The sequence below is a fragment of the Nonomuraea rosea genome (assembly GCF_039539705.1).
Taxonomy (GTDB): Bacteria; Actinomycetota; Actinomycetes; order Streptosporangiales; family Streptosporangiaceae; genus Nonomuraea; species Nonomuraea rosea.
In genome coordinates, this window is the sequence record NZ_BAABDQ010000009.1 from 174,355 (window position 1) to 187,728 (window position 13,374).

At 67.3% G+C, this 13,374-nt stretch carries 16 protein-coding genes; 11 read left to right on the top strand and 5 right to left on the bottom strand.

Features of this window, described 5'->3' with window-relative positions:
• The first annotated feature begins 8 nt into the window (after positions 1-8).
• From ispG to ABEA43_RS22740, 6 genes are all read left to right on the top strand, one after another.
• Positions 9-1,187 carry a flavodoxin-dependent (E)-4-hydroxy-3-methylbut-2-enyl-diphosphate synthase gene (gene ispG / locus ABEA43_RS22715; RefSeq protein ID WP_425570346.1) on the top strand — a complete coding sequence of 393 codons (1,179 nt, stop codon included), beginning with the start codon at positions 9-11 and terminating at the stop codon, positions 1,185-1,187.
• 87 nt (positions 1,188-1,274) lie between these two features.
• On the top strand, positions 1,275-2,378 hold the full coding sequence (locus ABEA43_RS22720) for a terpene synthase family protein (RefSeq protein ID WP_345564622.1): 1,104 nt from the start codon (positions 1,275-1,277) through the stop codon (positions 2,376-2,378).
• A 199-nt stretch (positions 2,379-2,577) separates the two neighbouring features.
• Entirely contained in the window at positions 2,578-2,784 is a 207-nt protein-coding gene (locus tag ABEA43_RS22725; protein ID WP_345564624.1) for a hypothetical protein, read from the top strand.
• Positions 2,785-2,828: 44 nt separating this feature from the next.
• Entirely contained in the window at positions 2,829-4,379 is a 1,551-nt protein-coding gene (locus tag ABEA43_RS22730; RefSeq protein WP_345564626.1) for an ABC1 kinase family protein, read from the top strand.
• A 339-nt stretch (positions 4,380-4,718) separates the two neighbouring features.
• Positions 4,719-5,171, top strand: coding sequence for a hypothetical protein (locus tag ABEA43_RS22735; RefSeq protein ID WP_345564628.1), 453 nt, complete (start codon positions 4,719-4,721; stop codon positions 5,169-5,171).
• The gene (locus tag ABEA43_RS22740; RefSeq protein ID WP_345564629.1) at positions 5,158-5,697 is read left to right on the top strand and encodes a DUF3995 domain-containing protein; all 540 of its coding nucleotides are present in this window, start codon (positions 5,158-5,160) and stop codon (positions 5,695-5,697) included. The genes ABEA43_RS22735 and ABEA43_RS22740 overlap by 14 nt, the downstream gene beginning before the upstream one ends.
• 470 nt (positions 5,698-6,167) lie before the next feature.
• Here the strand turns inward: ABEA43_RS22740 and ABEA43_RS22745 are convergent, their stop codons facing one another.
• The gene (locus ABEA43_RS22745) at positions 6,168-7,052 is read right to left on the bottom strand and encodes an SAM-dependent methyltransferase (RefSeq protein ID WP_345564631.1); all 885 of its coding nucleotides are present in this window, start codon (positions 7,050-7,052) and stop codon (positions 6,168-6,170) included.
• Complete coding sequence (locus ABEA43_RS22750; protein WP_345564633.1) at positions 7,049-8,140, bottom strand: polyprenyl synthetase family protein; 1,092 nt, start codon at positions 8,138-8,140, stop codon at positions 7,049-7,051. Before ABEA43_RS22750 ends, ABEA43_RS22745 begins: the two co-directional genes overlap by 4 nt.
• A gap of 958 nt (positions 8,141-9,098) precedes the next feature.
• Here ABEA43_RS22750 and ABEA43_RS22755 point away from each other — a divergent pair.
• From ABEA43_RS22755 to ABEA43_RS22775, 5 genes are all read left to right on the top strand, one after another.
• Entirely contained in the window at positions 9,099-9,617 is a 519-nt protein-coding gene (locus ABEA43_RS22755; RefSeq protein WP_345564635.1) for a hypothetical protein, read from the top strand.
• 202 nt (positions 9,618-9,819) lie between these two features.
• Positions 9,820-10,014: a hypothetical protein gene (locus ABEA43_RS22760; RefSeq protein ID WP_345564636.1), complete on the top strand. Its 195-nt coding sequence runs from the start codon at positions 9,820-9,822 to the stop codon at positions 10,012-10,014.
• A 125-nt stretch (positions 10,015-10,139) separates the two neighbouring features.
• The gene (locus ABEA43_RS22765; protein ID WP_345564637.1) at positions 10,140-10,265 is read left to right on the top strand and encodes a hypothetical protein; all 126 of its coding nucleotides are present in this window, start codon (positions 10,140-10,142) and stop codon (positions 10,263-10,265) included.
• Positions 10,262-10,747, top strand: a complete 486-nt coding sequence (locus ABEA43_RS22770; protein ID WP_345564639.1) for a CBS domain-containing protein — start codon at positions 10,262-10,264, stop codon at positions 10,745-10,747. Before ABEA43_RS22765 ends, ABEA43_RS22770 begins: the two co-directional genes overlap by 4 nt.
• Positions 10,744-11,256, top strand: a complete 513-nt coding sequence (locus ABEA43_RS22775; protein ID WP_345564641.1) for a flavodoxin family protein — start codon at positions 10,744-10,746, stop codon at positions 11,254-11,256. The genes ABEA43_RS22770 and ABEA43_RS22775 overlap by 4 nt, the downstream gene beginning before the upstream one ends.
• Before the next feature lie 17 nt (positions 11,257-11,273).
• Here ABEA43_RS22775 and ABEA43_RS22780 read toward each other — a convergent pair whose 3' ends face one another.
• The 3 genes from ABEA43_RS22780 to ABEA43_RS22790 all read right to left on the bottom strand — a co-directional run bounded on the left by ABEA43_RS22780 (position 11,274) and on the right by ABEA43_RS22790 (position 13,369).
• On the bottom strand, positions 11,274-11,924 hold the full coding sequence (locus tag ABEA43_RS22780) for a response regulator transcription factor (RefSeq protein ID WP_345564643.1): 651 nt from the start codon (positions 11,922-11,924) through the stop codon (positions 11,274-11,276).
• A gap of 67 nt (positions 11,925-11,991) precedes the next feature.
• Positions 11,992-12,672, bottom strand: a complete 681-nt coding sequence (locus tag ABEA43_RS22785) for a CBS domain-containing protein (protein WP_345564644.1) — start codon at positions 12,670-12,672, stop codon at positions 11,992-11,994.
• Between the two features lies 1 nt (position 12,673).
• Entirely contained in the window at positions 12,674-13,369 is a 696-nt protein-coding gene (locus ABEA43_RS22790) for a CBS domain-containing protein (RefSeq protein WP_345564645.1), read from the bottom strand.
• Positions 13,370-13,374: the final 5 nt, after the last annotated feature.

Consider the following 13,374-nt stretch of genomic DNA (forward strand, 5'->3'; position numbering starts at 1 on the left):
ACCTCGGCATGCCCACCACCCGGCCCTCCTCCGCCTCATCACCCGCCTCATCACCCGTCCCGTCACCCGTCTCGCCGGCCGCCGTGACCGCACTGGGCCGTCGGCGCTGCCAGCGGATCACCGTCGGGCACGGTGAGCGCGCCGTGCCGGTCGGCGGGGACGCGCCCGTGTCGGTGCAGTCGATGACCACCACGCCCACCGCCGACATCGACGCCACCCTGCAGCAGATCGCCGAACTGACCGCCGCGGGCTGCCAGATCGTCCGCGTGGCCGTGCCTTCCCAGGACGACGCCGACGCCCTGCCCGCCATCGCGGCCAAATCAGCGATCCCCGTCATCGCCGACATCCACTTCCAGCCCCGCTACGTCTTCGCCGCCATCGACGCCGGCTGCGCCGCCGTCCGCGTCAACCCGGGCAACATCAAAAAGTTCGACGACAAGGTGGCCCAGATCGCCAAAGCGGCCGCAGCCGCCGAGGTGCCGATCCGGATCGGCGTCAACGCCGGATCCCTGGACCAGCGACTGCTGGCCAAACACGGGCGGGCCACTCCGCAGGCGCTGGCCGAATCAGCGCTGTGGGAGGCGTCGCTGTTCGAAGAGCACGGCTTTCACGACCTCAAGATCTCGGTCAAGCACCACGACGTGCTCACCATGGTGGCCGCCTACGAAATCCTCGCCGAAGCCTGTGCCTACCCGCTGCACCTGGGCGTCACCGAAGCCGGACCGCCGCCGCAGGGCGTCATCAAGTCCACCGCCGCCTTCGCCATCCTGCTGCGCCAGGGAATCGGCGACACCATCCGCGTCTCGCTGTCGGCGCCGCCCGTCGAGGAGGTCAAGGCGGGCATCGCCATCCTGGAGTCGCTCGGCCTGCGCCAGCCCCGCCTGGAGATCGTGTCCTGCCCCGGCTGTGGCCGCCTCCAGATCGACCTGTACCGGCTCACCGCACAGGTCGAGGCGGCCTTCGAGGACTTCCCCCACCCGCTGCGCGTCGCCGTCATGGGCTGCGTCGTCAACGGCCCGGGCGAGGCCCGCGAAGCCGATCTCGGCGTATCGGCCGGCAACGGCAAGGGACAGATCTTCGTCAAGGGCGAGGTGGTGGAGACCGTACCCGAATCACAGATCATCGAGACGCTCATCAAGCACGCGATGAGCCTCGCGGAATCCGGCACGGGATCGCCCGACGCCTGACCCGGCACACCGGGAATCCGGGCCGTCCGTACAACTCCACCTCGCCGAACCCGCGCGGTTGCCCGGCGACCATCATAAGGAGACAACATGGTTCCCCTCGCTACCGGCCAGCAGCTCGCGGTGCCGCCGTTCTACTGCCCCATCACGATGGCGTGTGCACCGAATTCAACCACTGTCGATCACGAGACGGTGGCCTGGATGAAGCGGCTCAAACTGCACGAGAGTCGGGAACAGCGCGACTACCAGGCGCGGACGAACTACGGCGGATGGGCATGCATGACCATCCCCGACGGCTCTCAACAGCGGCGCCAACTCTTCAGCGACATGACGATCTGGTACTTGTCCGTTGACGATGCGTTCTTCGACGAAGCAGAGGACGCTGACGATGTCGACCTGCTCCTCCTGCACCTGGACCGCGTCTTGCAGATCCCCGACGCCGCAACGGCAGGCAGTGACCTGTGGCCGATCGTCGGCCTCCGTGACCTGCGCCAGCGCATCGAACAGTTCACCACCACCGCTCAACTTCAGCAATGGGTGAGCACCCTACGCTCTTGCCTGATGGCCGCAGCCCACGGGGCGAGCTTCCGGCGACAGAACCCCACACAGAACCTGAACGATTATGTGGTGTTGCGGCTCGGCGAAGGCGGCATGTGGCTGGTTATGGCGATGATTCCCATCGTTGGCGGATACGAGCTGACGAAGGCAGAACTGACCGATCCGCGGGTCCGCGCCCTGGAAGACATGGCCAGCTTCCTGCCCCAATGGGACAACGACATCCTCGGCTACGCCAAGGAGACGATCCGCAGCGCCCGCTACGGCTACCCGCCCCTCTCCAACGTGATCACCATCCTCGCCCGTGAGAACGCCTGCGATATCAACGCGGCTCAGCACCTGGCCATCATGATGCGTGACCGAGTCATGTGCCGATTCATACAGCTACGTGAACGCGTCCTTCTCGATGCCAGTGCGAATCTGGCCCGCTACGTGACCGGCCTCGGACACTTCATCCGCGGCTACCTCGAATGGGCACGGACCACCCCCCGCTACACCATCGCCACCAACCCCGGCGACCCGGCCACAATCGACCCGATCACGATGCCCACAACCTGGGCCCAACATCCCAGCGACGACAGCCCCGATCCGCTGCCGATCCCCGCCATCGCCTGGTGGTGGCAGCAAGGATCCGAATGAGGCTCGTCCGTCCGGCGCCCGGGCGCCGGGCCACGCCCCACCCAATGATCGTCTTCAACAGGGGCCGGCCTTTCAACACGTCGGAGCCTTCACGGGCGTTTGACCGCCCGTGCCACACCAAAAGAAGCGTTCGCGCACGAAGACCATGACAAAGACCACCCGCCCATGCGAACGGAACAACTATCGGAGGTGATCGAAAATGGCCAGAAGAACCATCCTGGACGAAGTCCTCAGCGGAGGAAACCGGTTCAGCCGAGACACGGGCAAAGCCCTGCGAAAAGCCATGAAGGTGAAGAAGAAGGGCAAGAAGCGCACCGACAAGCGCATCCGCCAGCTGACCACGCAGGTCGAGGCGCTGAGCAAGCAGATCTCCCAGTCCAACGGCAACAGGAGCAGCCAGGCCTAGTCAGGTGGCCGCACCAGGCGGGCACGAGCGGACAGGAGGCACGAGTGCCCGACGGGCGGACCGGCCGTACCCTCAAGATCGCGTCCCGGGCGGCCACGGCCGAGATCGTCCGAACCGCTCGGGCCCGCCGCGGCCATCCCGGCCGGCACAACGACCATGACCGGCAACAACGCGCCCGCGCCTTCCGTCAAACGCTGGAGACCCTGGGCCCGCTCTACATCAAGGTCGGGCAGATCCTGGCGACCCGGCCGGACATCATGCCGCAGTACGCCATCGACGAACTCGAACATCTCAACGACCAAGCGAACGTGGCGCCCTTCTCGATGTTCGAGCCCGTCCTGGAAGACGAACTCGGCGCCGGCTGGCGCAGCCGCTTCCGTGCCGTGCACACCGACCAGCCCCTCGGATCGGCCTCTCTCGCCCAGGTGTACAAGGCCATCTGGGCCGACGGCACACCATGCGTCATCAAAGTGCAGCGCCCCGGAAGCGAGGCAGCGGTACGCGGAGACATGGCGGTCCTGCGCAAGGCGGCCTGGCTGATCGCCAAAACGGCCCCCCGCTTTTGCGAGGTCGTCGACGTCCAAGCCATGCTGGAGACCTTGTTCACCGTCATGGACGCCGAACTGGACTTCACCCGCGAGGCCCGCAACATGAAACGGGCCCGCAAGAACGCGAAACAATTCAAGCGGCTCAGGATTCCGAAAGTCCTTGAGGCCACACCGCGCGTCCTCGTCCAGACCTTCGCCGACGGCGTCCCGATCAACCGGATCAAAAGTGGCGACCTCACCCGCAAACAGCGCAAAGAGATCGCCCACCAGTTGATGGGGTACATGTTCCGCGGCTACTTCGTCGACCGCTTTTTCCACGCCGATCCCCATCCGGGCAACATCATCATCAGCCCGGACGGCAAGGCCCACCTCATCGACTGGGGGATGCTCGGCCGGCTCGACCGCGGCAGCAGCCTCGCCGTGCTCACCTGCCTGCTGGGCATCACCCGGTCCGATGGCGCCGCTCTGGCCAGAGGCTGGGCAAGACTGGGAACCGCCACGCCCTGGAGCAACATGTCCGCCTTCGTGGGTGATGTGTCGAGGATCGTTCCGCACTGGGCCGACGCCAGCCTGGCCGAGCTCAACTACGGCGTCGCGTTGATGACCCTGATGCGTTACTCGTCCGAGCGCGGCATCCAGATCAGCCCGCTGGTCTCGGTCTTGGGCAAATCGCTGGCCAACATGGAAGGGTCGGTGCGGTACATCTATCCGAAACTGAAACTGGACACCGCTCTGCAGAGCATCCTTCAGGACATCATGCGTGAGCTGCTGCTGGACAACCTCGACGTTCGGCAGAGCAGCCAGGTCCTGCTGGAGTGTCTCGCTGCGGTCAACGGCGCCCCGGCCCAGCTGCAGGCGTTCCTCAGTGACCTGGCCGACCGTCAGTTCGCGGTACAGGCGCGCACCAACCTCGGCGATCCGATCGGCCCCGGGAAACGGCACCGGCTGTCACTTCACGGCAACCGGATACGAGCCGCTGCCGCCCTGGTGGCCGCAGGTGTCGTACTCCGACGCCTCCAGCGGCGTGCAACGCGAAGCACAGAGTGACGTTCCTGGGTCTCGTGGCCATGAACGGGGACGTGTTGGCCCCAGTTGAATGAAATCTCTGGCCCTACCTGAAAAATCGGGTGGGTCGGTGTCCGTCAGAATTGGCCCCAGCGGCTGTCTTGCGGTGGGAGCATCGGTGTGCTCTTGCCCGCGCACGATTGCGGCCCTTCCACGAGGCAACCGACCCCTTCGCGGACCCGCCCGCGAGTGATCTTGCTGCGGTGCTGTGGCGAGCGCCGACTCGACCAAGGGGAGCTCCTGGAACTCCCCCCTTGCAGGGGAGACGCCTCCCTCGCTATGGGGAGTAATGGCCGGTGTGCGGCCTCTACGGTCGCAGTCATGGTTGATTCTGATCGCCCGCGACGCTGGCCGGCGTACGCCGTGGCGGTGCTGTTCCTCGGTTACGCCGCGGGGAAGGCCGCCTTCGCTCTGCAGGCCCGGCTCGGGTTCCCAGGCGGCCCGCCCGTGTCGGCTGCCGAGGCTGGAAGCTATTTCATGGACGCGGCCACCGCACAGTGGCTCGCAACCGCGTCCGGCGTGTTGGGTGCGGGCGTCGCCATCGCCACGGTCACGGCGCTGGGGCGCAGGGTGCCGAGAACGTTGATGCTGTTCGTGCTGGCCGGGATGCTGTTGGCCGTTGGCGGCGGCGGGGGGATCATGATCGTGGACGGGTTCGTCGGCATGGGCGTGGGCTGGCAGTGGTACCACGGAGCCCTTGGACTCCTCGTGATCGGGCTGTTCCTGGAGATGATCCGGTCCTACGCGGCGGCGACGAGACGTGTCGCGGGCTGATCGGGCGCGGCTGGGCGCGTACGGGGCGGCGGCGTGCGCCGCGGCCTACGGATCGATGAAGCTCGCCCAGGCGCTGGGGGCCAACGCGCTGGCCGACAAGGACCCGCTGCCTCCGCATCTGCGCGAACAACTGCTCGCACGTGATCCCTTGTTCGTGGCGAGCCACTGGTTGCTGGCCGGTGCCGCGGTGGTCGGTGTCATCGTCGCGTTGGCCACCGTGCAGCCCTGGGGTGCGGCCGTCCCGCGCCGACTGTTGCTCGCGATCGCCTGGACGCTGGGGATCTTCATGATCGCCCGGTCGATCGGGGGGGTGGGGTTCGGCTTCGTCGGCGACGCGCTGCTGCTGACCGGGGTCCGCCCGGCGCCGGTCGAGCACGCCGCGCTGGCTCGCACCCTGGCGCGCTGGGATCTGCTGCTGTGGTCGCCGTTCTTCCTGCTCTGGGGGATGTGCTGGGCAACGGCCGGATGGCGGCTAGGTCGGCGCGGCTCGCTCGCCGACAACAGGCGGAACTTCGGTGACTTCTAGCCGACCAGGCCACGCCGCCGATAAGCGGAATCGCGTCGCCGGGGCGGGGCCTTCCTACCAGCAGGCCAGTGCCTCGGCAGAGATCCGGACATAGCGCGGTATAAGCTGCAACGACGGTGGCGAGAGAGCGGGCGACTCTGAACAGCCGCGAACACGATGCCTGGATGGGGGCCAATCCAACCGTTCAAAGCTGGGGCTAACGATCGCTAACCGGGGCCAGACGACTCGTTCCTTAGGGGCCAAGAGAGTCGTTCGAAGCCTCGTCCCTGGACGTGGCGCGGCGGGCTCTTCCTGCCGGCTGCGGGCGCTGACCCCCGATCAACGCCCGCAGGCCCCCTCTCCAATGGGGTCTTTTCGGTGGGCTGCGGTGACAGGTCACCTCGTTCGCGGATCTGCTGCGACGGGACCGTCGAGCAGCGGCTCGTTCAGTAGCCCTTCTGGTTCACGCCACCGATTGGAGGCTGCATCCGCTATGAGCGTCCATCGGCTGTGGACGGCTTCCGTTCGGCGACGATGACCAGGTAGTTCATCTGGTTCATGCGGTAGGCGTTGAGGAAGGGCGCTTCCACGCCGGTCGCGAGTTGTGAGGCGGTGCGCAGTTCCCAGTACGGGATGGCCTCGGTGGTCAGGTCGGCGACCGTGGACGGGATGAGGTCGTGCTCGAGCAGAGCGCGCAGGTAGGTGGAGCGACGGTGGATGTGGCAGACGTAATGCTCGTCGATGGCCTCCACGTCAGGGGAGGTTTCGGCGACGGCGTCGTTGCGGCACCAGGTGACCAGCACATACCTGCCGCCGGGGCGCAGCAGGCGGGCGAACTCGGCGAACGCCTCGTCCAGGTCGACGTACATCGTGGTCTCGTTGGAGACGATGTAGTCGAAGGAGCCGTCGCTGAAAGGGGTGTCGACCATGTTGGCGAGGTTGAAGCCAACCTGGTCCTGACAGCCGTGCCGGATGGCGAGCTCCTGGGCGAACTCATGGTGGTGACTGCAGAAGTTCACCCCCTCCACCTGGCAGCCGAACCGTTGATGGATCATGAACGAGGTGCCTCCCCGGCCTGACCCGGCGTCCATGACCCGGGCGGTGGCCGGCACTCGCCCGAGTCCGTCCGTGATCAGGTTGACCTGCTCGGTCTCCAGCCGGTGCATTTCGGTGAGGATCAGCTGTTCGCGGACCGCGGGCGGGGCCGCGAGGATCATGCGGTCGAAGTCGCCGACCGCGTAATGGTGGTGGTACAGGCCGTCTTCCGCGCCCAGCAGCAGGTTGATGTCGTCGTGGGTTTTGGCTTCCCAGTGCTCGTTCAGTTCGCCTTCGTAGGCGTTGCGGACGAGAGTGGTGTCGGGGGCCGGCTGCTTCATGGTGCCTCCTTGAAGGGTCCACTGTGCTGGTGGTGGTCGCGGGTGACGATGAAGGTGAACAGATCCGCCAGTCGGGCGTGGAGAACGGCGGGCAGGGTCGCTCGGCCGAGGTGCGCCAGGGATCTTTCGAGGTGCCGATCCGACAAGGCTTGCGTCGCGCTGCGGCCACCGGCCGCCTCGATCAGCTCGGCCAGCTCGTGCGGAGTGGCCTCCCTGTTCGGGGCGCGCAGGGATTCGCGCAGGTCTTTGGCGGCCGTTCCGCCTCCGCTCAGGGCGGTCAGGACGGGCAGCGTCGGCTTGCCCTGCCGCAGGTCCCCCATGGCGGGTTTGCCGGTCACTTGCGGGTCTCCCCAGATGTCTTCGATGTCGTTGGCGGCCTGCCAGGCCAGCCCGAGGTGATGCCCGGCCTGCTTCAGCTCCTGCACGGTGGTCGCGGACGCGTGACCCGCTATCGCTCCGGCGGTCAACGCGTAGACCAGGAGCGCGCTTGTCTTGCCGGCCGCCATCGCCAGGTATTCGGCCACCGCGATGCCGGCCGGATCGCGCAGCTCGAAGTCCAGGTCGGCGGCTTGTCCGGCGATCAGTGACGACACCGCGTGCTCCAGCAGTCCCGCGGTGTTGTGACCGGTCTGCTGGGCCAGCCGGAAGGCAGCGGCGAGCAGCGCGTCCGCGGCCAGGACCGCCGGCCCGATCCCGTACACCTTCCAGGCCGTCGGCCGGCCCCGGCGTAGCTCGTCGTCGTCCATCACGTCGTCGTGGATCAGGATGAAGTTGTGGACGAGTTCGACGGCCACGGCCGCCGGCACGGCTGGCGTGGGATCGTCGTCCCTGGCCTGTGCCGCCAGGAGCGCCAGCGCGGGCCGCAGTGCCTTGCCCACGGGCTCGGTCCTGCCGGACTCACCATCGTGATTCCACCAGCCGAAGTGATAGCCGCAGATACGGCTCAGATTGGCGGGGAGGCTTTCGACCGCCTGTTGAAGCACCGGTCGCGTCAGTTCCTGCGCGTGGGCCAGCGCTCCGCTGACGGTACGTTGCTGGTCGCGCCAGGCGCCGATGCCGCCTGGTCCGGTTGTCGTGCTGGCAGACATCACGATCCCTTCAAGAGGGGGCAGCAGGTCAGGGGAAGCAGGAGCGAGTCGTATCGGGCCCGGATCCGTTCTCCAGCGACCTCTTCCAGACCTCCGCGCGAGCGATTGCCGTGTTGCCCTGAGCGATGGTCACGATCTATCTCCCGGCTTTCGCTGTGCCGCTTCCCAACCGGCCCTGATTTCCGGTGGGACTACTGTTTTGCTGTCCGGACTACCAGCGCCGGAATACGGTCAAGCTCGGTCAGGATGTTGAATTCCGGGTCCGTGTTGAAGATCTGCAGAATCCTGACCAGGGCCCTATTTCGGAAGTGGATCACTTGTATGACCGACTTCTGGGTTGATCTTTGGGGGCCGAGGTGATTTGACCGCCGCTCAGTCTCAGTGGGCGGTGCTGGAGCCGTTGCTTCCCCCCGCGTTGTCGCTTGGGAACCCTCAACGAGACAACGAGATCATCCGTGAACCGATGGTCCGTGCCATCGTCCCCAGCGTGATCTGAAGCGGCCGAACTCCCGTACACCGACGCAGCTCGCGATCCCTGCGACGCCCTCAGCGCCCCTGCTTGACCTGCTGTGGCACACCGCAACCCCCACCGGAGAGGATCCGTTCCAGGTCCGAGGCCACCTCCCCCGCTGACGAACTCCGCCGCTTCTTCGGCATCTTCGTTCAGGCAAGCGACAGTCTGGATGCGGACATTTTGGCGGGCTGCTTCGCTGAGGGCGCCCGGCCCGTGCGCCGTAGGCGGAGATCGTGACGCGAAACTCACCCCGGAGAAAAACATAGAAACGGACCTCAGCGACCGCACCTGTGCTCTCACAGCTGAAATCAGCGGTGCGCACTGGCGGAGCAAGACACGTGACGAAGGTCCCGTCCAGTCGGGGGCGTAAGGCTCTGCTCGGTGGTGATCGTCTGCGGTGTGCTTGGGGTGTGCAGGACGATTCCCCCTCGGAAGGAGGCCGTCATGGCCGCCACTGTCAACACCCCCGTCGCGCGGGCCGCCGCTGCGCGTGAGCCGGTCGACTATGTCTGGGCGGTTGCCCGGATCGCGATCGGCTGGGTCTTCTTGTGGGCGTTTCTGGACAAGACATTCGGCTGGGGGTTCGCGACCCCCGCGAACAAGGCATGGGTCGCGGGCGGAAGCCCGACGACGGGTTTCCTGAAGGGGACGGGGGAGAACGCGCTGGGCGGGCTCTTCTCGGCTCTGGCGGGCCAGACGTGGGTGGACTGGCTGTTCATGGCCGGCCTGCTGGGGATCGGGCTGGCGCTGGTCCTTGGCGTCGGAACGAAGATCGCCGCCGGTGCGGGCACCGTGCTGCTGGTCCTCATGTGGGCGGCCGAGCTGCCGCTCAGCAACAACCCCATCATCGACGACCACATCATCTACTCGATCGTGCTCATCGGGCTGGCGCTGGCCGGTGCGGGCAGGACCTTAGGGCTGGGCGATCTGCCGATCGTCCGGCGCAACGCCTGGCTGCGGTAGGTGCGCGGGACGGACGCCCGCCTCCGGTAACCGGAGGCGGGCGCCTCGTCGTCCAGGTGATGTCAACCTCAGCCCTTCGCCGGGCCGCCGCAGGACCTTCGCCCCTGGCCGGACAACTCTGACCAGGGAGGATGAGGTCAGGAGCAGTGGCTGCACACTCGCTTCGGCCTCCGGCGAGAGGGGACTTGCGATGAACGTATGGGTGCTGGCGCTGATCGGCGGCGTGGTCGCCTTCGCCCTCGGGCGCTACGGAGAGGCGGCCAAAGACGCGCACGGCCGCTTCGTCAGCTACCGGGGCCGGACCGTGGCCGCCTTCCGGACCTGGATCAAGGACGTCGTGACCGTCACCCTCCTGATCGGCGGTATTGCCTTGGCCATCCTCCTCCTTCTCCGATGAGGATGGCGGACACCCGGGATCAGAGGACCAACGGCACCTCGATCAGGGACTTCGGCCCCGAGTGCGGACAAGTGGATCCCGCGGAGGATGGGAAACAGACGAACGACGTGCGGAGGAGTGGCGTGATGGCCGGTCAGATCGTGGTGGGCGTGGACGGATCCGCAGCGGCGGCGGTGGAAGGGGCCGCCGCGCGCCGCCGCCTGGGCGTGCGCGCCGCCGTGGAGCCGCAGTTCGGAGGAGAGAGACCATGAACGCGCAAGCCTTGACCGCCGCGGACGTGATGAGCCGGGTGCTGGTGGCCGTCAAACCGACGGAGTCCCCGCTGATGGCCTGGGAGCTGATGCGCAGGGCCGGCGTCCACCACCTGCCCGTCGTCGAGGGGCGGCAGGTGCTCGGCATCCTGACCAGGGAGCAGCTCGCCGCGTCCTGGTCGGGCGGGCCGCAGGAGCAGTCGAACCGCCAGGTCAGCGAGCTGATCGAGAGTGAGCCGGGACCCTCGGCGGCGCCGGACGCCTCACTGGCGCTCATCGCGGCGATCATGCTCGACACCGGGCGCGACGCCGTGCCCGTGGTGTCCGACGGCGGCCTGGTCGGGATGGTCACGGCCCGCGACGTGCTGTCCGCGGTCGCCGGCCGGACCGAACCCGCACACGGGCCGGGCGAGGTGGTGACCGGGATGTTCCACCTCGAACCCGTCCTGCCCTCGGACAACAAGATAGGAGAGACACCATGAACGCACTGGTCGTGTACGAGTCCATGTTCGGCAACACCAAGCAGGTCGCCGAGGCCGTGGCGAAAGGGCTGGCCACCCGGATCCCGGCCGAGGTGGTGGAGGTCGGCGCCGCGCCCGCCGAGATCGGTCCGGAGATCGGGCTGCTCGTCGTGGGCGGGCCGACGCACGCCTTCTCGATGAGCCGGGCCTCCACCCGGCAGTCCGCCGCCCAGCAGGCCACCGGGCCGCTGGTCTCCCTCGGCGACGGGGTGCGTGAATGGCTGGCCACGCTGAGCACCTCGACCAGCGGGCTCAGAGCGGCGTCCTTCGATACCCGCGTTCCGAAGGCCCCGGGCTCCGCCGCCCGTGCCGTCGCCAAGCGCCTGCGCCGCCGGGGCATCAGGCCCATGTCACCGGCACAGAGCTTCTACGTCACCGCGACATTGGGGCCTCTGGTGGAGGGCGAGTTGGAACGCGCGGAAGAGTGGGGCGAAAGTCTCGTCGCGTCCTTCCCTGTCCTGACCGCCTGACGACGATCAGGGTGGTGTCAGGACCGCCCGTCGCGCTGTTCCGAGCGCAGTCGTGCGGCCAGCGCCGCCGCCTGCGTACGGCGCTGCATGTCGAGCTTGGACAGCAGGTTGGAGACGTAGTTCTTGACCGTCTTCTCGGCCAGGAACATGCGCTCGCCGATCTGCCGGTTGGTCAGCCCTTCGCCGATGAGGTCGAGGATGTGGCGCTCCTGCTCGGTCAGCGCGGCCAGCGGGTCTTTCCTGGTCGCCTGGTCACGCAGTCGCTGGAGCATGGAGGCGGTGGTCTGCGGATCGAGCAGCGACTGCCCCGAGGCCACCGTGCGCACCGCTCCCACCAGGTCCGAGCCGTGGATCTGCTTGAGCACGTAGCCGGACGCCCCGGCCATCACGGACTCGAACAGCGCGTCGTCGTCGGCGTACGAGGTCAGCATGAGGCACTTGAGATCCGGCAGCCGGGAACGTACCTCGCGGCAGACGTCCACGCCGTTGCCGTCAGGCAGCCGGACGTCGAGCACCGCGACGTCGGGCTTGAGGGCGGGGATGCGGGCGATCGCCGATTCGGCGGTGCCCGCCTCGCCGATGACCTCGATGTCATCCTCGGCCTCCAGCAGAGCGGCGACGCCGCGGCGGACGACCTCGTGGTCGTCGACGAGGAACACGTGAATCATGCTTGCGACGCTAGCTGAACGGCACGATGGCGGATAGACAGCGTCACTGGATCTTTGTGTGGTGTTTTCACCGGTCGTCCTCGTCCCAGAGCAGCTCGTTGTGCACGTCCACGACGCCGTTGACGCAGACCATGGAGTGGGCGACGAGTGAGGCGTCCGATCTTGTGCGGGTGCGTCCTTGAAGGGTGACGACGCCCTGCCGGACGGAGACCTCGATCTGTGAGGTGTCGATCCACATGAGGTGGTCGAGCTCTTCCTGGATCTCGCCGCGGAGGTCCTCGTCCGGGCGGACGAAGACCTTGACCAGATCGTTGCGGCTGAGGAGCCCGGCCGGTCGGCCCTCCTCGTCCACGACGGGCAGGCAGACGACGCCGCGCTCGTCCATGAGACGCATCGCGTTGACCACGGCCTGTTGCGGCCGCACGGTGATGGCGGGCGAGGTCATCAGCTCCGCGGCCGTCCGCGCGTGCATCTTCTCCACGGCGCCGCCGCCCCCGGGCGACAGATGCCATCGCAAGCGTGCTCGGATGGGGGGCTGGTAGCTCTCGCGCGTGTACTGGTCCTTGAACTCCTCCTTCGGCAGTAAGTCGGCTTCGGACACGACCCCGACCACACGCCTGCGGTCGTCGACGACGGGCACCGCGCCGACCCCGCGTGCGACGAGCGTTTCCGCGACCTCCTTGAACGACGTGTCGGCGGTGACGTACGCGACGTCCGTGGTCATGATCTCTTTCACGGTGACGCGCATGTCAGTTGCCCCATTTGGAGTCGTTGTGCTTCCAGCTCAGCTTGTCGACGACGCCGACCACTCCCTCGACCCGGCCGACCAGCCGCAGAGCGATCTGTACCTCGCTGCGGCGCTCCATCCAGCCGCTGAGCGTGACGACGCCGTGGTCCACCTCGACCCTGACACCCAGCGTCTCCATCCAGAGCGAGTGCTCCAGGACGTCTTCGCGGATCTCATGGGCGACGTCCGCGTCGGGGCGGGCGAAGACCTTGAGCAGATCGCGTCTGCTGACGATGCCACGCAGCCTGCCGTCGTCGGCGGTGACGATCAGGCGTTTGACGCCGTGCTCGTCCATCGCGCGGGCCGCCATGACCGCCGAGGCGGTCTCGGTGACGGTGACGGCGGGAGTCGTCATCAGGTCGGCGGCGGTGTCGCCGGCGACCTTGCGCCGCATCTCCGAGCCCTCTTCCGACAGCCGGTGGCGGAGCCTGGCCCGCAGCGGCGGCTTGTAGCCCTCCTGGTAGTAGCGGTCCCGGAACTCCTCCTTGAGCAGAAGGTCGGCCTCGGAGACCACGCCGAGCACGTGATCGGCGTCGTCGACCACGGGGACGGCGCTGATGCCGTGCGTGATGAGCGTTTCGGCGATGTCCTTGAACGGGGTGTCCGCCTTGACCGAGATCGCCTTCGTGGTCATGACGTCTGTGACCGTGACTCGCATGATGT

Bases quoted from the DNA above. Each gene is read 5' to 3' on its own strand.
- ispG (WP_425570346.1), top strand. From the start codon at position 9: ATGCCCACCACCCGGCCCTCCTCCGCCTCATCACCCGCCTCATCACCC.
- ABEA43_RS22720 (WP_345564622.1), top strand. From the start codon at position 1,275: ATGGTTCCCCTCGCTACCGGCCAGCAGCTCGCGGTGCCGCCGTTCTAC.
- ABEA43_RS22725 (WP_345564624.1), top strand. From the start codon at position 2,578: ATGGCCAGAAGAACCATCCTGGACGAAGTCCTCAGCGGAGGAAACCGG.
- ABEA43_RS22735 (WP_345564628.1), top strand. From the start codon at position 4,719: ATGGTTGATTCTGATCGCCCGCGACGCTGGCCGGCGTACGCCGTGGCG.
- ABEA43_RS22745 (WP_345564631.1), bottom strand. From the start codon at position 7,052: ATGAAGCAGCCGGCCCCCGACACCACTCTCGTCCGCAACGCCTACGAA.
- ABEA43_RS22750 (WP_345564633.1), bottom strand. From the start codon at position 8,140: ATGTCTGCCAGCACGACAACCGGACCAGGCGGCATCGGCGCCTGGCGC.
- ABEA43_RS22755 (WP_345564635.1), top strand. From the start codon at position 9,099: ATGGCCGCCACTGTCAACACCCCCGTCGCGCGGGCCGCCGCTGCGCGT.
- ABEA43_RS22765 (WP_345564637.1), top strand. From the start codon at position 10,140: ATGGCCGGTCAGATCGTGGTGGGCGTGGACGGATCCGCAGCGGCGGCG.
- ABEA43_RS22770 (WP_345564639.1), top strand. From the start codon at position 10,262: ATGAACGCGCAAGCCTTGACCGCCGCGGACGTGATGAGCCGGGTGCTG.
- ABEA43_RS22775 (WP_345564641.1), top strand. From the start codon at position 10,744: ATGAACGCACTGGTCGTGTACGAGTCCATGTTCGGCAACACCAAGCAG.
- ABEA43_RS22780 (WP_345564643.1), bottom strand. From the start codon at position 11,924: ATGATTCACGTGTTCCTCGTCGACGACCACGAGGTCGTCCGCCGCGGC.
- ABEA43_RS22785 (WP_345564644.1), bottom strand. From the start codon at position 12,672: ATGCGCGTCACCGTGAAAGAGATCATGACCACGGACGTCGCGTACGTC.
- ABEA43_RS22790 (WP_345564645.1), bottom strand. From the start codon at position 13,369: ATGCGAGTCACGGTCACAGACGTCATGACCACGAAGGCGATCTCGGTC.